Genomic DNA, 24,513 nt, shown 5'->3' on the forward strand with positions numbered 1-24,513 from the left:
TCACGCGGGTCGGGCGCGGAGCGCGCGGGGCGTCGGGCGCGGAGCGCGTGGGGTGTCAGGCCGACAGAACGTGCTTGAGCTGCTCGACCGCCCAGTCGAGCTCGGTCGCGCGGATCGTCAGCGGCGGCGCGATGCGGATGGTCTGGCCGTGCGTGTCCTTCACGAGCACGCCGCGCGACAGCAGCTTCTCGGCGACCTCGCGGCCCGTGCCGTACGCGGGGTCGATGTCGACGCCGGCCCACAGGCCCGCGATGCGCACGCCGGTCACGCCGTGGCCGATGAGCGCGCGCAGCGCCGGCTCCAGGTGCGCACCGAGCGCCTTGGCGCGGGTCTGGAATTCTCCGGATGCCAGCATCTCGACGACGCGGAGCCCCACCGCGGCGGCCAGCGGGTTTCCGCCGAACGTCGAGCCGTGCTCGCCCGGGCGGATGACGCCGAGCACGTCCTCGTTCGCGACGACCGCCGACAGGGGCAGGATGCCACCGCCCAGCGCCTTGCCGAGCAGGTAGACGTCGGGCACGACACCCTCGCGATCGCACGCGAACGTCTCACCCACGCGTCCGAGGCCCGACTGGATCTCGTCGGCGATGAACAGCACGTTGCGCTCGGTGCAGAGCTTGCGCACCCGCTGCAGGAACCCCTCCGGCGGAAGCACGACGCCAGCCTCGCCCTGGATGGGCTCGAGCAGCACGGCGGCGGTGTTCTCGTCGATCGCCGCGGCGATGGCATCCGCGTCTCCGTACGGCACGTGCACGAAGCCCGGAGCGTACGGGCCGAAGTCGTCGTGCGCCGTGGGGTCGTCGCTGAAGCCGACGATCGTGGTGGTGCGGCCGTGGAAGTTGCCGTTCGCGACGATGATGGTCGCCGCGTCGGGGGTGATGCCCTTCGTGCGGTAGCCCCAGGCGCGCGCAACCTTGATGCCGGTCTCGACGGCCTCGGCGCCGGTGTTCATCGGCAGCACGAGGTCTTTGCCGCACAGTTGCGACAGCGCGGTGGCGAAGGGGCCGAGGCGGTCGTTGTGGTACGCCCGACTCGTGAGCGTCAGGCGGTCGAGCTGCTCGCGGGCGGCGGCGACGATCGCGGGGTGACCGTGACCGAAGTTCAGCGCCGAGTACGCCGACAGCAGGTCGAGGTAGCGCTTGCCCTCGACGTCGGTGACCCACACGCCCTCGGCGCGCGAGACGACGACGGGCAGCGGGTGGTAGTTGTGCGCGACGTGGGCGCCCTCATCGGCGATCAGACGGGCGCCGAGGTCGTCGAGAGTGGTGCTCATCGGGATCCCCCTCGCAGTTCGAGGGTGCAGCACTTGATGCCGCCGCCGCCGAGCAGCAGCTCGGACAGGTCGACCTTCACCGGCGTGTAGCCGCGTTCGCGCAGCTGCGCCTCGAACCCGACGGCGCGGGGCGAGATGATGACGTTCTTGCCGTCGCTGGCGGAATTGAGTCCGAAGACGGCGCCGTCGCTGTCGGAGACGCGGATGGCATCCGGGTACCGCTCGCGCAGGATCGCCTGGCTGCGCTCGTCGAACGCGTTCGGCAGGTAGGCGATGTTGGCCTTGTCGACGCCGCCGGGACCCTCGACCGGATCGAGCACGGCGATCGCAGTGTCGAGGTGGTAGAACCGCGGGTCGATGAGCGTCAGCGAGACGACCTCGCGCGAGAACACCTCGCCCACCTCGCGGTGGCTGTCACCGGTCGAGCGGAAGCCCGTGCCGGCCAGGATCGTGTCGCCCACGAGCAGGAAGTCGCCCTCGCCCTCGTTGACCTCGACGGGCTCGGCGACCTCGAAGCCGTTGGCGGCGAACCAGTCGATGAACGCGGGTGCCTCGGCGGCGCGCTCGCGGAAGCGGAACTTCGGCCCGTACGCCACACCGTCGATGACGAATCCGCCGTTGGCGGTGTAGACCATGTCGGGCAGGCCCTCGACCGGGTCGATGAGCTCGATGTCGTGACCGAGCTCGGTGTACGTGTCGTAGAGGGCCTGCCACTGCTGCAGCGCCAGGTTCGTGTCGGTGGGGCGCGAGGGCTCCATCCACGGGTTGATGCTGTAGCTCACCGTGAAGTGCTCGGGGCGACACATCAGGTAGCGGCGGTGCTGCTGCACGCGCTCGGTGCTCGTCGCGGAGGCCACGTCGGATGCGGGCGTGGCGGTGGGGGTAGCGGACATCTCTGCTCCTCGGAGGAAAGGTGCGGCGGACGCTGTCCTGGGGCCCGGTGGCCCTTCGAACCCGTCGGTGCCGTGACACCGTGCGGGGAAAGGTCGGTCCGAGCACGCCGCGATCATTCTCGCACGCGCGCGCGAGCGAGCGCGCGTGGCGCGGCGCGGTGCGGTTTCGCGGTGCACAACCTCCGCGATGTGCACAACCTCAGCGGCATCCACCCCGACCCGACGGAGGGTGCGCGAATCACTGACCTTCTGCACGGCGACGGGCGGACGGGCACGCGCCGCACAACCTCCGCGATGTGCACAACCTCAGCGGCATCCACCCCGACCCGACGGAGGGTGCGCGAATCACTGACCTTCTGCACGGCGACGGGCGGACGGGCACGCGCCGCACAACCTCCGCGATGTGCACAGGTTGCGCGAACCGACCCTGCGCGAGCCGACACCGGATGCCGCGTCAGAAGGCCCCGCGCACGCCCTCCGCCCGCAACCGGACGACGTCGGCCGCGGAGTACAGGCCCGCGTCCGATCCCAGCCCCGTGGCGACGAGGCTGCCGCACGCCAGCCCCCGCTCCGCGCACTCCGCCGTGCTGAGCCCGTCGACCAGGCCCCAGATGAACCCGGCGCTGAAGGCGTCGCCGCAGCCGGTCGTGTCGACGACGTCGACGGCGTATGCCGGAAGCCGCATGTCGCGGCCGGCGCGCGTGCTGACGCTGACGCCGGCCGCGCCGCGGGTGATGACGAGGGTCGAGACCCCGGCAGCCAGGTAGAACGTGATCGCCTCGCTCAGCGTCGTCGCGCCCGCGAACGACAGGGCGTCCTCCTCGCTCGGGAAGAGGTAGTCGACGTACGGCAGGCACGGCAGCACCGCCTCGCGGTCGGCGGCTGCGCCGGTGGGGATGAAGTCCATGGTCGTGACGACCCCGGCCGCGCGGGCCCGACGCAGCAGCTCGACGCTCGGGGCACCGTCGATGCCCGGAAGCAGGCACGTGCCGCCGAGGTGCAGCACCGCCACGTCGCTGAAGTCGATGGATGCCAGATCGTCGGGCCGGATCGCCGCGTTCGAGCCGATGACGTGCAGCGCCGGCCGGCTGCCGTCGCGGCGGATCGGCAGCATCGTCGCCGAGGTCGGCCGCTCGGGCCGCACCACGAGACCGTCGATGTCGACGCCCTCTCCCGCCATCGTCGAGCGCAGGAACGCACCCAGCGCGTCGTCGCCGACCGCGCCCACCGTCGCGACCGGGACGCCGAGTCGCGCGAGGTCGACGGCGGTGGCGGCGGCCGTGCCGGCGACGGTCAGACGGATCTCGTCGAGCAGCGCGAGTCCCTGCCCGGGAGGGATGGCGTCGACGTAGCGGCCGAGCACGTCGGCGACGTGAAGGCCGGCGGTGACGACGCGGCGGGTGGTGGTCGCGGGCATGGGTCTCCTCGTGCGGGGCGGAACGGGCGCATCTTACTGACAGCGGGAGCGCCGCCGCTTTCATGTCATCGTGTGACGGTCGGGTCGAACGTTGTCCGAGGCACTCCCTACGCTGAGGGGGCCGCTTCCCGGCGGCACCCCACACAGCATCCGCGGCGACGCGCGCACCGACGCGAGCGCCCAACGGCCCCACAGGAGCCCACCGTGAGAAAGTCCCTCTTCGCCCTTCCGGCGATCGTCGTGGCGGCGGGCCTGGCCCTCGCCGGTTGCACGACCGTCTCGTCCGAGTCCTCCGCCCCGAACGGCGAGGGCGTCGACGCCAGCCAGCCGCTCGCGGGCAAGACGATCGGCGTCGCCGTCGTCGGCACGCAGCACTTCTGGGACCGCGAGGCCTTCCAGGGTGCGGTCGACGAGGTCGAGAAGCTCGGCGGCACCGTGCTCACCACCGACGGCAACCGCGACAACACCCTGCACGCGCAGAACCACGACATCTTCCTCGCTCAGAACGTCGACGCCGTCATCACAATCCTCGGCGACGCCTCGGTCGACCCGAAGCTGCAGCAGCTGCACGACGCCGGCATCCCCGTCTTCGGCGTGGACCACGCCTCGGAGTGGGCCGTCAACAACGCGCAGTCCGACAACGAGGTGGGCGGCACGGCCCTGGGCAAGATCACCGGCGACGCGCTCGGCGGCGAGGGCAGCATCGCCGTGTTCAACGCGTTCGGCTCGAGCCTGTCGTTCTGCGGCGAGCGCTACGACGCGTGGAAGAACGAGCTCGCGACGAACTACCCGAACATCAAGCTCATCGAGCCCGAGCTCGCCGAGCAGTTCGCCAACGCCCCCGACGACGCCCGTCAGCAGACGCTCGCGCTGCTCGAGAAGTACCCCGTCGGCACCATCCAGGACATCCACGTCGCGTGCTGGGACCAGCCCGCCATCGGCGTCGTGCAGGCGATCGAGGACTCGGGCCGCACCGACGTGAAGGTCACCGCCTTCGACGCCGGCCCCGACACGCTCGAGATCATGAGCGAGCCGGGCAGCCCGTTCGTCGGCAACATCGCCCAGCTGCCGCGCAAGATCGCGACCATCTCGGCCGACAACGTGGGCAAGTACTTCCTCGGCGAAGAGGTCGAGAAGGTCAGCTACGTCGACACCATCCCGGTCGCCGGTCCCGACGAGGCGAAGAAGGTCTCGAAGGAGCTGGGCTACACCCAGTGACGAACAGCTCCTCCTCCTTCGTGACGCCGGTCCTGCACATGACCGGCGTCACGAAGGCGTTCGCGGGCGTCCCGGCTCTGCGGGGCGCCTCGATCGACGTGCGCCCGGGCGAGGTGCACGGCCTCGTCGGCGAGAACGGCGCGGGCAAGTCCACGCTCATCAAGATCCTCGCGGGCATCTATGCGCGCGATGCGGGCTCGGTGGTCATCGGCGGCACGGATGCCGGCACGCTGACACCCGCCGATGCGCACGCGGCCGGCATCCGCTTCGTGCACCAGGAACTCCAGCTCGTGCCCGACATGACGGTCGCCGAGAACGTCTGGCTCGGCAACGAGCAGAGCGCGGGCGGCGTGCTGCGAGGACGCCGCATGAAGACCCGGGTGACCGAGGTGCTGCACGACGTGCTCGGCATCCGGCTCTCGCCGACCCGTCTCGTGCGCGACCTCGGGCCCGCCGAGCGCAAGCTCGTGCAGGTGGCCCGGGCGCTCGTCGACGACGACGCGCGCCTCATCGTCTTCGACGAGCCCACCGCCCCGCTCGCCAGCGCCGAGGCGGAGCAGCTGCTCGGCATCATCGGGCGCCTGCGCGACCGCGGCATCGCGAGCCTGTACATCTCGCACTACCTCGGCGAGGTCACCCGCATCTGCGACCGGGTGACGGTCCTGCGCGGCGGTCTCGACGTCGGACGCATCGACTCCGTCGACGCCGACAGCGGCCGCGAGATGATCCGCCTGATGATCGGGCGCGAGATCGACGACCTCTACCCCGCCCGCCGCCCCGCCACCACGGCCGAACCGGTGCTGCGCGGCCGCGGCCTGCGCGTCGGGGCGGTCGTGCACGGTGTCGACCTCGACGTGCGCCCCGGCGAGATCCTCGGCGTCACCGGGCTGCTCGGCTCCGGCGCCTCCGAGCTGGCCGAGGCCCTGGTGGGCCTGCACCGTCACACGGGCGACCTGTCGCTCTCGGGCCGCCGCTTCCGCCCGTCGAGCCCCGCCGCGGCCCTCGAGGCGGGTGTCGTGCTCGTGCCGCGTGACCGGCGTCACGACGGCGTCGTGCTCGACTTCTCGACCCAGCGCAACCTCACGCTGTCGACGCTCGCCGAGGGCACCCGCGCGGGACTCCTCGACGACGCGGCGTCCCGCGACCGCGCGTCGGAGCTGGCGGAGCGCCTCGACATCCGCCCGCGCGACACCGGCGTGCAGACGCGTCTGCTCAGCGGCGGCAATCAGCAGAAGGTCGTGCTGGGCCGCAGCCTCGCCGCCGGCGCCCGCGTCATCGTGCTCGACGAGCCGACGGTCGGCGTCGACATCGGCGCGAAGCAGGAGATCTATCGCCTGCTGGCCGAGCTCGCGGCATCCGGAACCGCCGTCGTCGTCGTCTCGACCGACCCGGCCGAGGTGCTCGGACTCAGCGACCGCATCGTGGTGCTGGAGCGCGGACGCGTGGCGCACGAGGTGCCGACCGACGGCCTGACCCTCGAGCACCTCAGTGCGCTGGTCACCGGCAGCACCGCCGACCCTCGAACCGAAGGGGATGCCGCGTGAGCACCCTCGTCACCATCGGCCCCGGCGCCGGCGGAGCGCCCTCCCGATCGACCGAAGGGGATGCCGCGTGAGCACCCTCGCCGCCCCCGAGCGCACCGCGCTCGCCCCGCGCGTGCGGAGCCTGCTGGCCCGGCGCGGCCCGCTGCTCGTCGTCCTCGCGATGACCGTCTACCTCGCCGTCACGGCGAAGGGCTTCCTCGGCGTCGCCAACGTCACCGCCAGCCTCACCCAGGCGGCACCGGTGGCGCTGGTGGCGATGGGCCTCGCCATCGTCGTGATCGGCGGCGGCGACGACGTCGTGGTCGGGGGCATCGACCTGTCGATCCCCGCGACCGCCGCCCTGGCCACCGCGATCGTCAGCGATCAGCTGACCACGTACGGCACGCCCTTCGCGGTCGCCTTCGCCCTCGGCATCCTGGTCACCACCGTCTTCGGGCTGCTCAACGCCATCCTCGTCGGCTGGGTCGGACTGTCGTCGATCCTCGCGACCCTCGCGGTGTACGTCGCGGTCGTCGGCATCACGCGCGTGGTCAGCGGCAACCGTCGCATCGACGTCGCCGACCCGCTGATCGTGGCCGTGCGCGACACGCGCGTCGCGGGCATCCCGCTCGCTGCGGTCCTCATGCTGATCGTCGCCGCGGTGCTCGTGTTCGTCATGGCCCGCACCCCCTACGGCCGACGCCTGCAGGCGGTCGGCGGAAACCGGGATGCCGCGATCTTCGCCGGCATCCCGGCCCAGCGCTACATCATGTCGACGTTCGTCATCGCGGGGGTCGTCGCCGGTCTCAGCGCGCTGCTGCTCATCGCCCGCGGCTCGGGCAGCAGCCCGGGCATCGACGAGCGCCTCATGGTCGACATGGTGCTGGCGACGTTCCTCGGCGCCGCCTTCACTCGGCGCGGCACCGTGACCGTCGCAGGGTCCGTGCTGGGCGCGCTCTTCGTGGCGCTGCTGTCGAACGGCCTCATCCTCTCGCGCGTCGCCAACGCCTGGGTCGACGGCTTCAAGGGCGTGCTGATCCTGCTCGTCGTGGCCGCCGCGGCCGCCCGCAAGAGCGAGGAGGCCCGCGCGTGAGCACCACCGCCACCCGCACCCGCTGGTCGGGCGTCGCCGGTTCCGCCGCGGCCACCGTCACCCGCTACGGCTTCGTCGCCGCCTTCGCGCTGCTCATCGTGTTCTTCTCGTTCGCGAGCGACGCGTTCCTTCGCCCGACGAACCTGCTCAACGTGCTCGACGGCGTCGCGATCCTGCTGCTGGTCGCCCTCGCCCTCACCGTCGTGGTGTCGTCCGGCGGCATCGACCTCTCCGCCGCCGTCGCCGTCGACTTCGGCGCGTGGTTCGCGATCGTGTCGATGATGTCGTTCGGGATGCCGTGGCCCGTCGCCGTGCTGCTGGGCCTGCTCGGCGGCGCGCTGATCGGGGCGCTCAACGCCTTCCTCATCGTGGGGCTCGGCGTCACGCCCTTCCTCGCCACCCTCGGCACGTTCTTCATCGGGCGCAGCGCCCAGCAGATCGGTACGAACGGCGGCGCGAGCGTCAGCTTCCGCGCGGCTCCCGAGGGCTTCACCTTCCTCGGCTCGGGCGACGTGCTCGGAGTCGGCATCCCGGTCATCATCGCCGCGGTCGCGGCCGTGGGCATCGGCATCCTGCTGCACCGCACCCCCGCGGGCGTGCGCATCCAGGCCATGGGCCTGCAGGATCGCGCGGCCGTCGTCGCGGGGCTGCGCACCCGTCGCATCCGGGTGCTCGTCTACGTCGGCGCGGGCGTGCTGTGCGCGGCGGGCGGCATCCTGCTCAGCGCGTCGCTGCGGCTGTACACCCCGCTCGCGGGCTTCAGCTACCTGTTGGATGCCATTGCCGCGGTGTTCATCGGCGCGTCGATGCACCCGCGCTCGCGGCCCAACGTGCCCGGTACCGTCGTGGGTGTGCTGTTCCTCGGCGTGCTGGCGAACGGCCTCGACCTGCTCGGGCTCGACTTCAACGTGAAGGCCGCGGTGCAGGGCGTGGTGCTGCTGGTCGCCCTCGTGCTGGCGTACACCGTCGCGCAGCGCGCGCGGGCGGCGGCGGAGCGCAAGCCCGCTGTCGCGGCGGCCCGACCGGGCGCCGCCGGGACGGGCGCGGTCGCCCCGGACGCCGCAGCCGCCCCGCGCACCGGCGACACCACCCCGGGCGGCACGGCGTGACCCCCGCCGTCCTCGGCATCGACGCCGGCACCACCGCCGTCAAGGCCGTGCTGTACTCGCTCGAGGGCGAGACGCTCGCCGCCGGGCACCGGTCGGTCGCGGTCGTGCGCACCCCCGACGGCGGTGCCGAGAGCGACATCGACCTCGTCTGGGAGGCTGTCGTCGGCGCCGTGCGCCAGGCGCTGTCGCAGGCGCGCAGCACGGCCCCCGACGTCGTCGCGATCGGTGTGACCGGGCAGGGCGACGGTGCGTGGCTCGTCGACGCCGAGGGGCGGCCGGTGCGTCCCGCCGCCCTGTGGCTCGACGGCCGGAACGCCGACCGCGTGACCGCCTGGCAGCGCGACGGACGGGATGCCGCGGTGATCGCCGCCACCGGATCGGCCAGCTTCCCCGGCACCCTCCCCGTGCTGCTCGACGGCTTCGCCGAGACCGAGCCCGACGTGCTCGCCCGCGCGGCTCACCACCTCAACTGCAAGGACTCGGTGCGTCACCGCCTCGCCGGCGAGGTCGCGACCGATCCCTCCGAGGCGTCGCGCACGTACCTCGATCCGGCGACCCTCGCGTACTCCGACGAGATGATCGACGCGCTCGACCACCGCCGCTTCGCGCATCTGCTGCCGCCCGTCCGCGCCCCGCACGAGCGCGGCGGCACCCTCACCGACGATGCCGCCGCCGAGCTCGGCCTCCGCGCCGGCGTGCCCGTCGCCATCGGCCTCGTCGACTCCGCCGCCTGCCCCGTGGGTCTCGGCGCGCTCGCCGACCAGGACGGCTGGGTGGTGCTCGGCACGACCGCGACCGTGGCCGTCAACCGCGTCGACCGCGCGGCGGCCGACAGCGGGATCGGCATCCTCATCCCCACCGGCCGCGGCACCCAGGTGCTCGAAGCCCTGTCGTCGATGGTCGGCACGCCCAACCTCGACTGGGTGCGAGGCACCCTCGGCCTCGCCGACCGCAGCTGGACCGAGCTCGAACGCCTCGCGCGCACGGCGCCCGACGGCAGCGGCGGAGTCATCTACCTGCCCTACGGCTCGCCCAGCGGCGAGCGCGCCCCGTTCGTGGATGCCGCGGCCTCGGCGTCGTGGGTCGGCATGAACGTCACGACCACCCCCGCCCAGCTGCTGCGGAGCGTCTTCGAGGGCCTGGCGTTCTCGGTCGCCGAGTGCCTCGACCTGCTGGATGCCGCCGACCGCGTGCCCGTGTGCGGCGGCGGCGCGCGCAGCGACTTGCTGTGCCAGCTGCTGGCCGATGTGTCGGGGCGCACGATCGTGCGCACCGCCGACCCCGAGGTCGGGGCGCGCGGGGCCGCGACCGTCGCCCTGGTCGCCGCCGGCCTCGCCGACGACCTCGAGACCGCCGTGCGGGTGTTCCCCGCCGACAGCGTCGAGTTCACCCCTCGCCCCTCGCCCGCCCTCGCGGCGGCGCGCGAGGTGTTCGCGCGCGTGCGGGCGGCGCTGCGGCCGGAATGGCCCGCGCTCCGGTCGCTCGGGCGTCTCGCCGCGGCGGCTCCCCCGGCCGGCACGGGCGAGACGGCCGCCGTCGCCCACACCCCGCAGGTCGCCGCCGCCGCCCCCGCCGCCGACGACTCGGAACCGCCCGCCGCCGCACGCGCCGACGTCTCGGAACCGCCCGCCGCCGCACGCGCCGACGTCGAGCGCACCGCCGCCGCGGCCCCCGCCGCGCACCTCGACGCCCCCTCCCTCGACGTCCCCGCCCCCGAGAGGACCTCCGCGTGACCCGCATCGTCATCACCGCGCCCTTCGATCCGCGCATCGCCGCCGAGCTCCCGGGCGAGGTCGTCACGGCATCCGAGGCCGAGACCGGGCAGTCGCTCGGCGCCCGCGCCGCCGCCGACCCCGTGTTCGCCGCCGCCCTGGCCGAGGCCGACGTCGTGATCGCCGAGCTCGACCGCATCGACGACGACGCCCTCGCGGCGGCTCCTCGCCTGTCGCTCGTCGTGGCCTGCCGTGCCAACCCCGCCAACGTCGACCTGGCGGCGTGCGCCGCGCGAGGCGTCGAGGTGCGCACGACGCCGGGCCGCAACGCCGATGTCACCGCTGATTTCACCCTCGCGCTGCTGCTCGCGACCGTGCGACACGTGCCCGCCGCCTCGGCATGGCTGCGCGCGGGCAACTGGAGCGGCGACGACGTCTTCGAGCCGTACGCGCGCTTCCGCGGCATCGGCCTGTCGGGACGACAGTTGGGCGTGGTCGGCGGCGGCGCGGTCGGACGACGCGTGGTGCGCCGCGCGCAGGGCTTCGGCATGCGCATCGCCGTGTACGACCCGTTCCTCGCCCCGGGTGCCCTCGGCGACGACGTGCAGCACCTCGAGCTCGACGACCTGCTCGCCACCAGCGACATCGTCACCCTGCACGTTCCGCTCACCCCCGAGACCACCGGGCTGATCGCCGCGCGCGAGCTCGCGCTGCTGCGCCCCGACGCCTACCTCGTCAACGCCGGCCGCGCCGCCCTCGTCGACCGCGACGCGCTGCTCGCGGTGCTGCGCGAGGGGCGCATCGCCGGCGCCGGCTTCGACGTCTTCCACGACGAGCCGCTGTCGTCCGACGACGAGCTGCTGCGCCTGCCGAACGTCACCCTCACCCCGCACATCGCCGGGGCGTCGGACGACGTCGTGGTCGAGCACTCCCGCCTGGCCGCCGCCGCCGTGGCATCCGTCTTCCCGCCTCCCTCCTCCTCCCCGAGCCCGTCGCCCCACTCCGCTGAGGTGCGGGAAGCGACCGCGCCGGATGCGGAATCGCGGACACAGGCCGCAACTCACCGCAACGCCGACGCCTCCCCCACCCACCCCGATGACTCGCGGGAAGCGACCGCGCCGGATGCGGAATCGCGGACACAGGCCGCAACTCACCGGGAAGCTTCGACGCCCGACCCCCACGAAAGAGAACACCACGTGACCGCCACCGCCACCGCCGACGTCGTCGTGCTCGACATCGAGGGCACCACCTCGGCCGCGGGCTTCATCCTCGGCGACCTCTACGACTACGCCCGCCCGCGCCTCGACGAGGTGCTCGGCCGCGACGACGACACCGTGCGCGCCGCCCGCGCCGACGCGATCGCCGAGACGGGACTGGATGCCGACGCCTCCGACGCCGAGATCGCCGAGGCGCTGCGCGGACTCATGGCGAAAGACGTGAAGTCGACGCCGCTGAAGACCCTGCAGGGCATCATCTGGGCCGAGGGCTTCGCCGCGGGCGAGATCCACTCGCAGTTCTTCGACGACGTCCCCCCGCGTCTGCACGCGTGGCACGAGGACGGCATCCGTCTCGCCGTTTACTCCTCGGGTTCGGTCGCCTCGCAGGTGCCGTGGTTCCGTCACGCCCCGCAGGGCGATCTGACCCCGCTCGTCGAGGACTTCTTCGACACGGTCAAGGCCGGGCCCAAGAAAGAGAGCGCGTCGTTCGACAAGATCGCCGCCGCCCTCGGCGTCGCCCCCGACCGCGCCCTCTTCCTCACCGACCACCCCGACGAGGTCTCCGCCGCCCTCGCCGCCGGCTGGCAGGTCGTCGCCCTCGACCGCGCGGGCGAGCCGTGGGCCGGAGCCGACTTCGCCGCGCCCGCCGTGGCATCCTTCGACGAGATCGAGGTGACCCGATGACCACGCTCCCCTCTCGCGAGGCCGTGCGCGCGGCCGGGGCGGCGCTCTCCGCAGAGGCGACACGTTTCTCGGGCTACGGGTGGATGCGCGGCACCTCGGGCAACCTGTCGGTCGTGGTCGACCGCGACCCGCTCGTGCTCGCCGTGACCGCCTCGGGCCTCGACAAGTCGCTGCTCACCGACGCCGACGTCGTGCTCATCGACGCGGCCGGTCACGCGATCGATCCCGACGATCCCCGCCCGCCGTCGGCCGAGTCGGGCCTGCACGCCCACATCGCCGCGCGCACCGGCGCGAACGCCGTGTTCCACGTGCACGCCTTCGACGCCGTCGTCGCCGGACACCGGTGGCCGGGCGGCGTCGAGATCCGCGACATGGAGATGCTCAAGGGCATCGGCCACCTCGCCGACGACGAGACCGTGACGATCCCCGTCATCCGCAACCACCAGGACATGACGGTCGAGGCCGGCTGGTTCGACGAGGTGTACCGCCCCGCCACCGCCGACGTCCCCGAGGTGCCGGCCCTGATCGTGGCGAATCACGGCATGTACGCCTGGGGCAACGACGTCGCCGCCGCCCGGCGCCACCTCGAGATCACCGAATGGCTGCTGCGCTTCGCCGTCGCGACCCGCTGAGCCCACGGCATCCACCCACCGAGAACACCCCACGAAAGGAGCGGCCATGACCCTGCTGACCGTCTGGAAGGAAACCGACCCGAGCACGCCCGTGCTCGAGACCACCGAAGAGAGCGAGATCCGCGAGGCCCTCGCCGAGCTCGGCGCCCGCTTCTCGCGCTGGGAGGTCAAGGACGTCCCCACCGGCGCCTCGCAGGACGAGGTGCTCGCCCTCTACGCCGACGAGATCGGCGCGGTGAAGGAGCGCGAGGGCTACACCCTCGTCGACGTCGTCGCCCTCGACCCCGCGCAGAGCGACTACGACGAGCTGAAGACGCCGTTCCGCGAGAAGTTCCTCTCGGAGCACGCGCACGACGACGACGAGGACCGCTACTTCGCCAAGGGTGCGGGCGTGTTCTACCTGCACGCGAACGAGAAGGTGCACGCGGTGTACTGCGAGGCGGGCGACCTCATCTCGGTGCCGGCGAACACCACGCACTGGTTCGACATGGGCACCGCCCCGCACTACGTCAGCGTGCGCTTCTTCCACGACGACGACGGCTGGGTGGGCCACTTCACCGGCAGCCCCATCGCCGAGTCGTTCGCGACGTTCGACCAGCTCGCCGAGCGTCGCGCGCAGCTGGCCTGATCACCGCCGGGCGCCCGTCCTCGTAGGCATCACGGATGCCACGGGGCGGGCGTTCCGCGTGTCGCGGCGCCGCGCGCATAACCTCCGCGATGTGCACATCCTCAGCCGACATTCCGGTGGAAGAACTGACCTCGCGCGAATCGCTGAGATTATGCGCGGCATCCCTCAGCGACGCCGCAGAGCCACGGCGGCCCACGCGACGGGCGGGAGAGTCACGTGCAGGATGCCGTCGACGAGCCGCGTCGGCACCGTTCCGGGGCGCACGCGATCGTGGTCGTCGAGCGTGTTCTGCGCCGACGGGTCGTCGTCATGGAGCAGGTGCGACTCGACGACCTCCACCTCGCCGAGGCCGCTGACGTCGATCATGAGCTCGACCGGCTCGTCGCGCCCGCGGTGCACGGCGAAGATCGCGGTCGCACCGCTGTCGGCGTCGTGGGTGGCCACGGCATCCACGGCCGATACCTCGCCGTAGACCGCCGTGGCGATCGTGGGCGCCTCGATCGGCACGCGCACGGCCGTCCCCCGCGCGAGCCGGGAGGTGATCGCGAACGGGAAGAAGGTCGTCTGCCGCCAGGCGGGTCCGCCGGGCTCCGTCATGATCGGCGCGATCACGTTGACGAGTTGCGCGAGCGACGCGGATGCCACCCGATCGGCGTGCTTCAGCAGCGAGATGAGCAGACCGCCGAAGACGACGGCATCCAGAACCGAGTACACGTCTTCGAGCAGACGCGGCGCGACGGGCCAGTCGTCGATCGCGGTGGGCTTCACGGATGCCACCCGGTCGATGTACCAGACGTTCCACTCGTCGAACGAGATGTCGATGCGTTTGCTGCTGCCGCGGGCGGCGCCCACGTGGTCGGCGGTGGCGACGACCGCCTCGATGAAGCGATCCATGTCGACGGCCGAGGCGAGGAACGAGTCGATGTCGCCGTCGCGCTCCTGGTAGTAGGCGTGGCACGAGATCATGTCGACGTCGTCGTAGGTGTGCTCGAGCACCACGCGCTCCCAGTGGCCGAACGTCGGCATGTTCGCACCCGACGACCCGCAGACGACGAGCTCGATCGAGGGGTCGAGCTGCCGCATGCCCTTCGCGGTACGGGCGGCGAGCTCGCCGTAGTCGTCGGCCGAGCGGTGACCGAGCTGCCAGGGGCCGTCCATCTCGTTGCCCAGGCACCAGACGCGCACGTCGAACGGTGCCGCGCGTCCGTTGTCGATCCGCCGCTGCGACAGCGTCGAGCCGCCCGGGACGTTGGCGTACTCGAGCAGGTCGATGGCTTCGAGCGTGCCGCGGGTGCCGAGGTTGACGGCGAGCATGAGGTCGCTGCCGGCCTTGTCGAGCCAGTCGGCGAACTCGTGCAGCCCCACCTCGTTGGTCTCGGTCGAGTGCCAGGCGAGGTCGAGGCGCCGGGGGCGCTGCTGGCGTGGACCGACGCTGTCCTCCCAGCGGAAACCCGAGACGAAGTTGCCGCCCGGGTAGCGGATGGTCGAGACGCCGAGCTCGCGCACCAGCTCGAGCACGTCGCCGCGGAAGCCCTGGTCGTCGGCGGCGGGGTGGCCGGGTTCGTAGATGCCGTCGTAGACGTGCCGGCCGAGGTGCTCGACGAACCCGCCGAAGAGGCGGCGGCGCACGGGGCCGATGGCGGATCGGGGGTCGACGGTGAGTCGGGCAGCGGTCATCGGTGCTCCTTTTCCGCCTCGACCGTACCCGCGTCCGTCCGGTTCGCTAAACGTTTTCGAAACGCGGGCCCCCGGGGGCGGTGTCGGTCGCCCGCTCGCCGCGGCTCGCGCGAGACGCCTGCGGTACCGCGGCACGAAGCAGCCGCGCGCGGCAGCGGCGCCACACTTGGCGCACGGCAGCACCGCGGCGCACCGCAGCGCACCGCGCAGCGGCGCCGTCAGATCACCGCGGCCGACCAGGGGTCGGGAAGGCCGTAGCGGTGAGCGCCGATCGACACCGCCTGCTCCCGCAGGAACGGCAGCAGCTCGAGACGCCCCGCGGTGGTGACCTCGTCGGCGTAGACGGTCAGCGACACGTCGGCCCCGACGGTCTCGGCGACCGCCCGGCGCTGCGTCGCGACCGTCTCGGCCGGGCCCACGAGGCGGATGCGATCCGGCCGCGCCGAGGCGACCGGGGCGTCGCCCTCAGCGGCATCCGGGAATCCGCCCGCCAGCCGCTGCAGCCATTCCTCGTCGGTCTCGACCGACACGGCGATGTCGGACTCGCCGAGCAGATGACGCACCGGTGCGGGGAGTCCCACGGGCGTGCTGAGGCTGAAGGTCGAGCCCGACCGCACCGCCGCGACGAGCACGCGCAGCACCGCGTGCCACGAGGCGTCACCGGTCGCGCGGATGGCGACGTCCGCCGGCCGGTACCGCCGGAGGTTGCGCTCGACGCCGAGGCGCGAGACGTCGGTGACGCGGCCGAACTCGCGATCCCACGACACCGCATCCGACAGGGCGCCGCGGCGCAGCCATTCGAACGCCTCGTACGACAGCGTGGGCTGCGCGGCCTCGATGAGCGCGGTGATGCGGCTGTCGAGCCCGCGCAGGTGCAGCGTCGACGACGACGCCCCACCCGACGACGGACGCCACGAGCCGAGGGTGACGAGCCGGTGCGGCCCGCCCGACATCGCGCCCGCGCCCACCGACGCCTCGCCCCACCCGCCGAGGGGCTCGCGCTGCACGACGCCGCCGGTCGAGGGACGGTTGACGCGCAGCACCGCGGCCTCGGCCGTGTCGAGCCACAGCTCGAGATCGCCGACGTCGCGCGTGTGCAGGCCCGCGACGAAGCCGGAGCCGATGGCGTTCTGCAGCTCGATCGCGCGGGTGACGGTGGGGGCGTGCAGGATGCCGAGCACGGGCGCGGCCACGGCGGCCCGGGTCAGGTGAGAGCCGGCGGTGACGCCCGTGCGCACGCCGGGCGACCAGAAACGTCCGGCCGTGTCGGCGCCGAGGTCGAGTTCGCGCGGCTCCACGAGCCAGCGCTCCCCCTCGCCCAGCACGGTGAGGGCGCGGCGCACCTCGCCCGCCGGTTCTTCGACGAGTGGGCCGATGTCGCTCAGCGGGTCGTCGGCGGGCCCGACACGCAGCGACGAGACGGCGTCGGCGAGCTGATCGAGGAACGGCGTCGATCGGGAGACCGCCCCCACCAGGATGACGAGCGACACCGCGGTCGCGGCCTGCCCGGCGCGCGCGAAGGCGCCGGCGACGATGTCGGCGACGGCTGCGTCGATATCGGCCGATGGGGCGACGATCGCGGCGTTCCGACCCGCCGTGAGCGCCTGCATCGGCAGCGCCGGACGCCAGCCGGCGAAGCGTTCCGCGGTCGCGCGGGCGCCGGCGAGCAGCACGCGGTCGACGTCCGGGTGCACGATGAGCGCACGGCCCGAGGCGTCTTCGTTCAGATCGACGTAGACGAGCAGGTCGCGGGGCACGCCCGCGGCCCACAGCGCCTCGGCGACGACGGCTCCCGCGCGCCGGGCGCGGGGCGACGGCGTCAGCAGCACGCCCGATCCGGCGGCGAGCGCCGCGAGCGTCTCGGCCGCGCACAGGCCGACCGAGGCGTTCCAGCGCGGGGCGACGACGCTCACCCGGTCGGGGACGAATACGGCCCCCGGCACCCGGTCGAGCTCCTTCGCCGTCACGGCGTAGTAGGCGGCGGCGTCCACCGCCTGACTCACCTCCGCGTCGGCCTCGGCGAACAGCGCCCCGGCTTCGGCGGCGAGCACCTCCACCAGCTCCGCCCGCCGCGCGGCGAGCGCGCGCGCCGCGCTCTGCAGCACGGCCGCGCGATCGGCCGCGGGAAGCGCCGCCCAGGGCTCGGCGGCCGTGCGCACGCGCTGCACGGCGGCGTCGAGGCCCGCTTCGTCGTCGATGCGTCCGGCCGCGGCGGTGGCGTCGCCCGCGGTCGATTCGGCCAGGCGCTCGAGCACCTCGGCGGCCCACGCGCGGTCGTCGGCGACCGTGGGGTCGGTGTCGGCGGTGTTGCGGAACCCCGGGGCGCCGCCCGCCGGCTCGGTGCTCTCGCGGGTCGAGAACACGGCGGTGTCGACGAACGCCTGCCCGCCGAACAGCATCTGCTGCACGTCGGGCCCGAGCGAGGAGGTGTCACCGGATGCCGCGGCCTCGCGCGCGATGCCGAGCACCGCCTGCGTGAGACCCGCGTCGGCCGCGTCGTCGGAGGCGCGCTCGCGCAGGATCGCCGGTTCGTCATCGCCGCCGCGCTGCGCGGCGCGCGCGGTCGGGGCGGGCTCGTCGGCAACCGTCAACGCCCGGCGGGCTCGCGCCGTCACCGCGTCCGTCTCGGGATGCGCGGCGCCCTCGACCTCGTCCTCCGCCGGGTCGACGAGGTCGGCGGGGATGTCCGCCCCCAGGGCGGGGGCGGCGGGGATCTCCGGCCCCAGGGCGGCGGCGGCGACCGCGGTGGCGTAGGCGGTCGCGAGGCGGCCGGCCACGGCGTCCAGATCGTCGGGATGGGCGGCGGCGGTGACGGTCACAAACGCGGCATCGGGCACCCAGGGGGTCGCGCGCGGCAGCGCCAGACGCACGGTGGCATCCATCTCGTCGGCGAGGGCGAGCGCGAGGGCGGCCCGTTCCGGATCGGCCGACGCGAGTTCGACGACGAGCCCCTCCTGGCCGCGCGGGGCGAGGGCCTCGCGGACGGTTCGCACGAGGGCGCCGTCGACCTCGTCGCGGGTCGCGACCGCCGGCGGAGTCCACCCGTGCCGCGCCGCCGCGACCACGTCGGTGGAGTCGACGACCTCGTCGCCGAGTCGCAGGGTGACCCGCGCACCGCCCTGGGCAACGCGGATGGCGGCCCACGCAGCGAGCTCGCGCACGGCGTCGAGCGTCTCGGGCACCGCGACGGGCAGAGCGATGCCGGCGGCGGCCTCGGCAAGGCGCGGCTCCTCGAGCACCCGGGTCAGCACCGCCACCGTGGCATCCAGGTCGTCGCGGCCGGCGGCGAGCAGGGTCACGTGGGTTCCGGCGTCCACGGCGGCCAGGAACACCGGCAGCACGCGCTCGGCGGCATGCTCCACGTCGGCGGCGAACGCCCATCGACTGCGCGGCGACACCACGTCGGAGAGAGCGAACGACACGCGCTCGACGTCGTCTCGCGAGACGAGGGAGCGGATGCCGTCGACACGGCGTCGCGCGGCCGTCTCACCGAGCACCGCGGGGCCGACGAGGCGCACGTCGAAGACCGTCCCGGCCTCGGCGGCGGCGGCGAGGTCGACGGCGAGTCGCTCGGGGCGGGCATCGAGGGCGAGCTGACCGAGGAGGTCGCGCAGCGCGCGGCGTGCGAGGGGCACGGCCGGCGCGGGCAGGACCGGCGCCACGGCGGCGCCGATCTGCAGCGCTCCCCGCACGAACCAGGGAAGCGTCGAAGGGATGTCGGCCGCGAGACGGTGCAGGGCCGCGGCCGCCGCGGTCTGACTCTCGGGCCGCACGACGCCGTCGCACACGCGGGCGACGAAGGCCGCGGCATCCGGATCCGTCGGCAGGATGCCGCGGCGCGGGGTCGCGGCGTCGTCGGTGCGCGGTGAGAACGTCCGCGCCGTCGCCGCGGCCCGCGAGGCCAGGTCGGAGGAGAGCGCTGGACCGGTGGCGCGAGGGTCGTTCGGGCTCATGCCCGTCAGCCTAAGCACCGCCCGCGCGCGACCTCGGCGGCCCGCCGCGCAACCGCAGGATCGGTTGCGGCGCCCACGAGCTCACGGTGTCCCCCGAATGGCCGACAATTTTTGCACCGCGACCATCAATTTGCCGGAACTTCTTCGCTTTTCGTCTCGATCGTGTTTGTATGTCCCCGGGTACCCCACCATTTATCCCCCCTGGATGGAAGGTCACTCCACAGTGAACCGTTTCTCGAAGACGGTCGTCGGCGCTGCTGCCCTCGGCCTGTTCCTGACCACCGCCGCCACCGCCCCCGCGCTGGCGCAGACACCCACGTCATCCCCCGACGCGGCCGTCGACGGCGTCGACGCGCAGCGGCTCGCGGCGATGGCGGCCGACCTCGGCACCGACGTGTCGGGCGCGCAGGAGGTCCTGCGTTTCCAGGCCGACGCGGCCGACACGGCCGACGACGTCGAAGGCGCCACCGGCGACGCCTTCGCCGGCACGTGGGTCGACGAGTCCACGCAGACCGTCTACGCCGCCGCCACCACCGAGGCGGCTCTGGACGCGGCCGCCGACGCCGGCGCCGTACCGGTCGCCGCCGAGTACTCGCTGACCGACCTCGAGGCCATCGTCGCCCAGATCGCCGCGAGCCCCGTCCCCGACACGATCCCCTCGTGGTGGATCGACGTCGAGGCCAACGACGTCGTCGTCGATGTCGTCGCCGGCGGCGAGCAGTCGGCGACCGACTTCGTCGCCTCGCTCGGCGCGCCGACCGACGCGGTGCGCCTGCAGACCGGCGTCGAAGCACCCGACACGTTCGCCACCATCCGAGGCGGCATGTCGTACTTCATCAACAACGCCAGCCGGTGCTCCGTCGGTTTCGCCGTGCAGGGCGGCTTCGTCACCGCCGGCCACTGCGGCGTCACGGGCGACAGCACGAACTACGGCACCTTCCGCGGGTCGTCGTTCCCCGGTAACGACTACGCCTGGGTCGCCACCCCCGACCACACCCCCGTCGGGCAGGTCATGGACTACTCCGGCGGCACCGTCGCCGTGAAGGGCTCCACGCAGGCCGCGGTGGGCGCGACCGTCTGCCGCTCGGGCTCCACGACCGGCTGGCACTGCGGCCAGATCCAGGGTTACAACTCCACCGTGCGCTACCCGCAGGGGTCGGTGTCGGGCCTGATCCGCACCAACGTCTGCGCCGAGCCCGGCGACTCGGGCGGCTCGCTGCTCGCCGGCAACCAGGCGCAGGGCGTCACCTCCGGCGGCTCCGGCGACTGCACCTCGGGCGGCACGACCTACTTCCAGCCCGTCAACGAGATCCTGCAGACCTACGGCCTGCGCCTTCTCACCAGCTGATCCCACCCTCCCCCCGGGTACCCGAAGCCCCGGCCGCCGTGCGCGGTCGGGGCTTCCGGCGTGGGTGGAGACGCCGGTCAGGGCCAAAGAACCGCCCGCACGCACCCGTCGGTCTTCTTCTTGAACATCGCGTACCCCTCGGGTCCCTCATCGAGCGACATGACGTGGGTGGCGAGATGCTCGGTGACGAGCTCGTCCCGCTCCATCCGCTCGAGCAGCATCGGGATGTACCGGTGCCCGTGCTGCTGCGCCGATCTCAGGGTGAGGCCCTTGTTCATGACCGCTCCCAGCGGGAACTTGTCGACGAACCCGCCGAAGACTCCGAGCACGAACAGGCTCCCGCCCTTGCGCGCCGCGAAGATCGCCTCACGCACGGCCGTCGGCCGGTCGGTCTGCAGCCTCAGCTGCTGCTTCAGCTGGTCGTAGGCGAAATCGGGGCCGTCGTGATGCGCCTCCATCCCAGTTCATGGCTGACGATGAACGACGGCGTGGCCTTTCCCGCGGCGATCAGATCGCGCAGCTGCCGGTTGTACTTCTTCACCGGCGCCTGCCCCGTGCCCATGGTCTGTCCCTTGAACCAGTGCAGTCCGATGTCGAAGGCGATCCGCCCCTGCTTCGCCAGCTCGTCGGAGGCCCCGGGGTCTTGCGGCACGAACACCCCGACGGTGCCGATGCGTCCGGTGAAGCGCACCGACTGCACGAGCCGGTTGAGCGTGACGTTCGGCTGCTCGTCGCCGCCGGGATCGTGCGCCTGATAGCCGACGCACTCGCAACCGTTGTCGGCGCCGAGCCCCATCGTCTGCTCGAGCACGGCCTCGACGGGGTCGACCTTCGAGTCGTCGATGGCGATCGCGCCGATCGACTCGGCCAGACGCAGGCGATCCGGATGCCGATCCACGACCATCACCTTGCTCGCGCCCTTGATGGTCGCCGACAGCGCCGCCATCAATCCGACCGGGCCGGCACCGTAGACGACCGTCTGATCCCCCGGCTTCACCCCGGCCATCTCGGTGGCGGTCGGGGCGGATGCTCCGACGACCGAGGTGAGAGGAGCGGTCGAGCAGTGACAGGAAGCGGCTCAGCGCAGCTCGCCGAGATCGCGGCGAGCCCCCGCCCCGTTCACGAGCGGGCACAGGCGATGCTCGACGAACTGCAGCGCCAGATCCCGTTCGACGGCGCCTGGATGGCGCTGGCCGAACCGGACGGCGCGGGGTACACCTCGTTGGCGAGCACCGACCTCGACGGTTCGAGCGTGCGCTATCTGAGCGGCCCGCAGATGGCGCACGACATCGCATTGACCGGCGCCGATCGGCATCGACCGCCTACCAGCCTCTCCGACCTGCCCTCCTCCTCGCGCGACCTCCGCACTTGGGCCGAGTGCCTCCTTCCCGCGGGGTTCAACGAGGCACTGTCGGCGGCGTTGTTCGCGTCGGGGGGTCGGCACGTCGGCTTCATGACGGTGCTGTTCCGACGAGCGGACCCGCCCGACCCGGCGCTCCGGCGCCGCTTCGCGCGCCTGGTCCCCCAGGTCGCGTCCGGCATCGACCCGCTCCGATCGCTCGCCGCATCCGCGGTCTTCATCGGCCGTGCCACCGCGGGAGCGGTGCTCCTCCCCGACCACGGCGTCGCTCGCCTCCCGGGCCTGTCCGACGACCCGCTCCTCGCCGCCGACTCCGACCTCGTCGAAACGGCCCGCGACGCACTCCACGAGGGGCCGGATTACGCCACGTTCCTCTGGCCCCGGGGCACGCCCCAGGCGCCGGACGAGTACCTGCGCGTCACCGTCCTGGTCTGCGAGAGCGACCTGGAGGCCGTGGCGTGCGGAGTCGTCGTGATCTCGCGCGCGCCGCACCTGCGCGGTCTGACACCGCGGGAGCTCGAGGTCCTGGGGCACGTCATCGAGGGGTGCTCCAACCTCGAGATCGCGCGCGCGCTCACGGTGTCTCCTCGCACGGTCGCCGCTCATCTCGAGCACATCCTGTTCAAGCTGGATGCCACCTCGCGCGCGCTCGCGGCCGTCCGTGCCGAGCGGGCGGGCCTGTACGTGCCGGTCCCTCGCACCTGCACCGGCTGAGCGCTGCGGCGACCGAGAGACGGAACACACCATCGAGGAAAGGGAACGTCATGTCGCACCTCGCTGTGAAAGCCGGTGTCGGCGCTGCCGTGGGCGCAGGGGCAGCGGTGGTCGCCGCGCTGCTCGGCATCCCGGATCTGTCACTGCTGCTGGGTTGGGTGATCGCCGCCGGAGTCTTCCTGACGTGGGCCTGGTCACGAGCCTGGCCAGCCGACAGTGAGCGCACCCGGGCCCTCGCGCGTCACGAGGAACGCTCGCGTCGACTGGTCGACACGCTCATCATCGCGGCGACCCTGTTCAGCGTCGTGCTCGTCGTCTTCGCCCTGATCCGCAGTCAGCAGCAGGATGTGGTCGGATCGGTCGCCGCGATCCTCGCCGTCGTCGGCGTCGTGGCGGCGTGGGCGCTCGTGAACACCGTCTTCGCCTTCAAATACGCCCGGATGTACTACCTCGACGACCGGCACCGGTTCGACTTCGACCAGGACGAAGACCCGGCCTACAGCGATTTCGTCTACACGGCGTTCTTGATCGGGATGGCCTACAGCGCGAGCAACGTCACCCAGTCGTCGACGCCGTCACGCCGCATCGCCCTGGGCCACGCTCTGCTGTCGTACTTCTTCGGCACCTTCGTGGTCGCGGTCGCCATCAACCTGATCACCGGCCTCACCCAGGGTGGGTGAGGGCCGCTGCCCACTGCGGACTCCGGACGCTCATCCGACTGGCGATCACTCGCTTCGACGGCGGGCGCGCACGTCTTCGGCCGCGTGCGCGATCGCCCCGGCGACATCCGTGAGAGCGTCCGCGACCCGTTCGTCGGCGCGATCCGCGTTCGCGGACCCGGATGCCGGGCGCTCAGCGTCGGCGGCGGAGGTCGATGCCGATGCCGATGCGGGGTCATGCGTGACATCCGTGTCGACCGCAGCGGTCGACGGTGCCCCGTCGCTCGCCTCGTCGCCGGCGACGGGCTCGGTGTCGAACGGGCCCCACACGTCGGTCACCCGCACGTCGACGTCGACGTGCTCGACGCCGGCCACCCCGAGCGCACTCTTGGAGGCCTCGCGAACCGCAGCCGAGACCTCGTGCAGCTTGTGGGGGTAGTCGACGACGATGGACACGGCGACGCGTGCCGATCCGCCGCGATCCGCCTCCACCTTCACCCCCGGGACGACGCGGGTCAGCCCGACGCGCTCGCGCACGGCGTTGGAGGCGCGTTCGACGGAGCGTCCGAGCGCGTGAACGCCGTCGACGGCCGCGACGGCGGCTGCGACGGCCTCGGCCGTCTCGTCAGGGATCAAGGTGGCCGTAGCCGGGGTCTGACTTGTCATTGACGTCTCCTCGTGGGGGTGTCAGTGCACGCGGGTGTTCTCGCGGGCGAGTTTGGCGCGCAGGCCGCTGTGGATGGAGATGTAGGCGCGCAGGTTCTGGCCGGTGAGAGCGGCGAGGTTGGTGACGAGGGTGTCGACGTGCGCGGCGACCTCGCGGGGGGAGGTGTTCTGCCGCGGGGTGACGGCGACGTGCAGCACCGACTCGCGGCCCACCTCGCCGGCGGTGATGCGGGAGGAGAGAATCTCGTCGCGTTCGGCGAGGGCGTTCTTCAGCGCCTCGGACGCGAACCCGTCGGTGACGGTGATGCGGCCTTCGGCATTCGCGCTGCCGGTGGACTGCAGCGCGGCCTGCCGGCGACCGCGCACGGCGGCGGAGGCGATGACGATGAGGACGATCGCGATCACCACGATCGCGGCGACCGCACCCCACCCGGCGGACTCCCGGCCGAGGGATTCGAGCCAGCCCTGGAACCCGCCCATGACGGTGGTCCAGGTGTCGGCGCCGCCGGGGACGAGCCCGACCAGCAGGGCGAGGGTCGCCAGGCCCAGCAGCACGACGGCGACGAGGAAGAGGACGAAGCGGTTCAGACCGCGACGCGTCGCATTCATCGGGACTCCTTGGTGTCGGGACGCTCGACGCGCACGCGGGTGCGGACGGCGGGCGTCAGCTTGTAGGCGGTGATCTCCTCCTCGACGATGCGGCGCAACTGGGCCTCATCGACGGGGATACCCACCGG

At 72.8% G+C, this 24,513-nt stretch carries 20 protein-coding genes; 11 read left to right on the plus strand and 9 right to left on the minus strand.

Annotation, left to right across the window (positions count from 1 at the left end; translation table 11 throughout):
- Positions 1 to 55: 55 nt before the first annotated feature.
- From rocD to AS029_RS15560, 3 genes are all read right to left on the minus strand, one after another.
- Positions 56 to 1,273, minus strand: a complete 1,218-nt coding sequence (gene rocD / locus AS029_RS15550; RefSeq protein ID WP_058233501.1) for an ornithine--oxo-acid transaminase — start codon at positions 1,271 to 1,273, stop codon at positions 56 to 58.
- Positions 1,270 to 2,166, minus strand: coding sequence for a dimethylargininase (gene ddaH / locus AS029_RS15555; RefSeq protein WP_058233502.1), 897 nt, complete (start codon positions 2,164 to 2,166; stop codon positions 1,270 to 1,272). The genes rocD and ddaH overlap by 4 nt, the downstream gene beginning before the upstream one ends.
- 454 nt (positions 2,167 to 2,620) lie before the next feature.
- Positions 2,621 to 3,583: a carbohydrate kinase family protein gene (locus tag AS029_RS15560; RefSeq protein WP_058233503.1), complete on the minus strand. Its 963-nt coding sequence runs from the start codon at positions 3,581 to 3,583 to the stop codon at positions 2,621 to 2,623.
- 204 nt (positions 3,584 to 3,787) lie between these two features.
- Between AS029_RS15560 and AS029_RS15565 the strand changes: the two genes are divergently transcribed.
- The 8 genes from AS029_RS15565 to AS029_RS15600 all read left to right on the plus strand — a co-directional run bounded on the left by AS029_RS15565 (position 3,788) and on the right by AS029_RS15600 (position 13,399).
- A complete protein-coding gene (locus AS029_RS15565; RefSeq protein WP_082642348.1) occupies positions 3,788 to 4,801 on the plus strand; it encodes a sugar ABC transporter substrate-binding protein in 1,014 nt (337 codons plus the stop codon).
- A complete protein-coding gene (locus tag AS029_RS15570; RefSeq protein ID WP_217630079.1) occupies positions 4,798 to 6,345 on the plus strand; it encodes a sugar ABC transporter ATP-binding protein in 1,548 nt (515 codons plus the stop codon). The genes AS029_RS15565 and AS029_RS15570 overlap by 4 nt, the downstream gene beginning before the upstream one ends.
- Positions 6,346 to 6,412: 67 nt before the next feature.
- The gene (locus AS029_RS15575; protein WP_058233504.1) at positions 6,413 to 7,417 is read left to right on the plus strand and encodes an ABC transporter permease; all 1,005 of its coding nucleotides are present in this window, start codon (positions 6,413 to 6,415) and stop codon (positions 7,415 to 7,417) included.
- A complete protein-coding gene (locus tag AS029_RS15580) occupies positions 7,414 to 8,526 on the plus strand; it encodes an ABC transporter permease (RefSeq protein WP_074615970.1) in 1,113 nt (370 codons plus the stop codon). The genes AS029_RS15575 and AS029_RS15580 overlap by 4 nt, the downstream gene beginning before the upstream one ends.
- On the plus strand, positions 8,523 to 10,259 hold the full coding sequence (locus AS029_RS15585) for an FGGY-family carbohydrate kinase (RefSeq protein ID WP_058233505.1): 1,737 nt from the start codon (positions 8,523 to 8,525) through the stop codon (positions 10,257 to 10,259). Before AS029_RS15580 ends, AS029_RS15585 begins: the two co-directional genes overlap by 4 nt.
- Entirely contained in the window at positions 10,256 to 12,139 is a 1,884-nt protein-coding gene (mtnC, locus tag AS029_RS17070) for an acireductone synthase (RefSeq protein ID WP_167345289.1), read from the plus strand. The genes AS029_RS15585 and mtnC overlap by 4 nt, the downstream gene beginning before the upstream one ends.
- The gene (mtnB, locus tag AS029_RS15595) at positions 12,136 to 12,771 is read left to right on the plus strand and encodes a methylthioribulose 1-phosphate dehydratase (RefSeq protein WP_058233506.1); all 636 of its coding nucleotides are present in this window, start codon (positions 12,136 to 12,138) and stop codon (positions 12,769 to 12,771) included. The genes mtnC and mtnB overlap by 4 nt, the downstream gene beginning before the upstream one ends.
- Before the next feature lie 46 nt (positions 12,772 to 12,817).
- Complete coding sequence (locus AS029_RS15600; RefSeq protein ID WP_058233507.1) at positions 12,818 to 13,399, plus strand: 1,2-dihydroxy-3-keto-5-methylthiopentene dioxygenase; 582 nt, start codon at positions 12,818 to 12,820, stop codon at positions 13,397 to 13,399.
- Between the two features lie 165 nt (positions 13,400 to 13,564).
- Here the strand turns inward: AS029_RS15600 and arfA are convergent, their stop codons facing one another.
- Entirely contained in the window at positions 13,565 to 15,076 is a 1,512-nt protein-coding gene (arfA, locus tag AS029_RS15605) for an arabinosylfuranosidase ArfA (RefSeq protein WP_058233508.1), read from the minus strand.
- 218 nt (positions 15,077 to 15,294) lie between these two features.
- Positions 15,295 to 19,029, minus strand: coding sequence for an aldehyde dehydrogenase family protein (locus AS029_RS15610; protein WP_058233509.1), 3,735 nt, complete (start codon positions 19,027 to 19,029; stop codon positions 15,295 to 15,297).
- A 223-nt stretch (positions 19,030 to 19,252) separates the two neighbouring features.
- Here AS029_RS15610 and AS029_RS15615 point away from each other — a divergent pair, with 223 nt between their 5' ends.
- Positions 19,253 to 20,377, plus strand: coding sequence for a S1 family peptidase (locus tag AS029_RS15615; RefSeq protein WP_228375971.1), 1,125 nt, complete (start codon positions 19,253 to 19,255; stop codon positions 20,375 to 20,377).
- 77 nt (positions 20,378 to 20,454) lie between these two features.
- On the opposite strand, the gene AS029_RS15620 is transcribed toward AS029_RS15615, so the two are convergent.
- Positions 20,455 to 20,835 carry an MDR/zinc-dependent alcohol dehydrogenase-like family protein gene (locus tag AS029_RS15620; RefSeq protein WP_228375972.1) on the minus strand — a complete coding sequence of 127 codons (381 nt, stop codon included), beginning with the start codon at positions 20,833 to 20,835 and terminating at the stop codon, positions 20,455 to 20,457.
- Positions 20,790 to 21,374, minus strand: a complete 585-nt coding sequence (locus AS029_RS15625) for a zinc-binding dehydrogenase (RefSeq protein ID WP_228375973.1) — start codon at positions 21,372 to 21,374, stop codon at positions 20,790 to 20,792. The genes AS029_RS15620 and AS029_RS15625 overlap by 46 nt, the downstream gene beginning before the upstream one ends.
- A 66-nt stretch (positions 21,375 to 21,440) precedes the next feature.
- Here AS029_RS15625 and AS029_RS15630 point away from each other — a divergent pair, with 66 nt between their 5' ends.
- Together AS029_RS15630 and AS029_RS15635 are read left to right on the plus strand one after the other, a co-directional pair.
- Entirely contained in the window at positions 21,441 to 22,451 is a 1,011-nt protein-coding gene (locus AS029_RS15630; protein ID WP_058233511.1) for a helix-turn-helix transcriptional regulator, read from the plus strand.
- Between the two features lie 50 nt (positions 22,452 to 22,501).
- On the plus strand, positions 22,502 to 23,131 hold the full coding sequence (locus tag AS029_RS15635; protein ID WP_058233512.1) for a DUF1345 domain-containing protein: 630 nt from the start codon (positions 22,502 to 22,504) through the stop codon (positions 23,129 to 23,131).
- Between the two features lie 45 nt (positions 23,132 to 23,176).
- Here the strand turns inward: AS029_RS15635 and AS029_RS15640 are convergent, their stop codons facing one another.
- Complete coding sequence (locus AS029_RS15640; protein WP_058233513.1) at positions 23,177 to 23,776, minus strand: Asp23/Gls24 family envelope stress response protein; 600 nt, start codon at positions 23,774 to 23,776, stop codon at positions 23,177 to 23,179.
- Between the two features lie 21 nt (positions 23,777 to 23,797).
- Positions 23,798 to 24,385, minus strand: coding sequence for a hypothetical protein (locus tag AS029_RS15645; RefSeq protein ID WP_058233514.1), 588 nt, complete (start codon positions 24,383 to 24,385; stop codon positions 23,798 to 23,800).
- Between the last annotated feature and the right edge of the window lie 128 nt (positions 24,386 to 24,513).

The organism is Microbacterium enclense, from assembly GCF_001456955.1.
GTDB lineage: Bacteria > Actinomycetota > Actinomycetes > Actinomycetales > Microbacteriaceae > Microbacterium > Microbacterium enclense.

Bases quoted from the DNA above. Each gene is read 5' to 3' on its own strand.
- AS029_RS15600 (WP_058233507.1), top strand. From the start codon at position 12,818: ATGACCCTGCTGACCGTCTGGAAGGAAACCGACCCGAGCACGCCCGTG.
- ddaH (WP_058233502.1), bottom strand. From the start codon at position 2,166: ATGTCCGCTACCCCCACCGCCACGCCCGCATCCGACGTGGCCTCCGCG.
- AS029_RS15640 (WP_058233513.1), bottom strand. From the start codon at position 23,776: ATGACAAGTCAGACCCCGGCTACGGCCACCTTGATCCCTGACGAGACG.
- AS029_RS15620 (WP_228375972.1), bottom strand. From the start codon at position 20,835: ATGGAGGCGCATCACGACGGCCCCGATTTCGCCTACGACCAGCTGAAG.
- rocD (WP_058233501.1), bottom strand. From the start codon at position 1,273: ATGAGCACCACTCTCGACGACCTCGGCGCCCGTCTGATCGCCGATGAG.
- AS029_RS15635 (WP_058233512.1), top strand. From the start codon at position 22,502: ATGTCGCACCTCGCTGTGAAAGCCGGTGTCGGCGCTGCCGTGGGCGCA.
- AS029_RS15560 (WP_058233503.1), bottom strand. From the start codon at position 3,583: ATGCCCGCGACCACCACCCGCCGCGTCGTCACCGCCGGCCTTCACGTC.
- arfA (WP_058233508.1), bottom strand. From the start codon at position 15,076: ATGACCGCTGCCCGACTCACCGTCGACCCCCGATCCGCCATCGGCCCC.
- AS029_RS15645 (WP_058233514.1), bottom strand. From the start codon at position 24,385: ATGAATGCGACGCGTCGCGGTCTGAACCGCTTCGTCCTCTTCCTCGTC.
- mtnB (WP_058233506.1), top strand. From the start codon at position 12,136: ATGACCACGCTCCCCTCTCGCGAGGCCGTGCGCGCGGCCGGGGCGGCG.
- AS029_RS15610 (WP_058233509.1), bottom strand. From the start codon at position 19,029: ATGAGCCCGAACGACCCTCGCGCCACCGGTCCAGCGCTCTCCTCCGAC.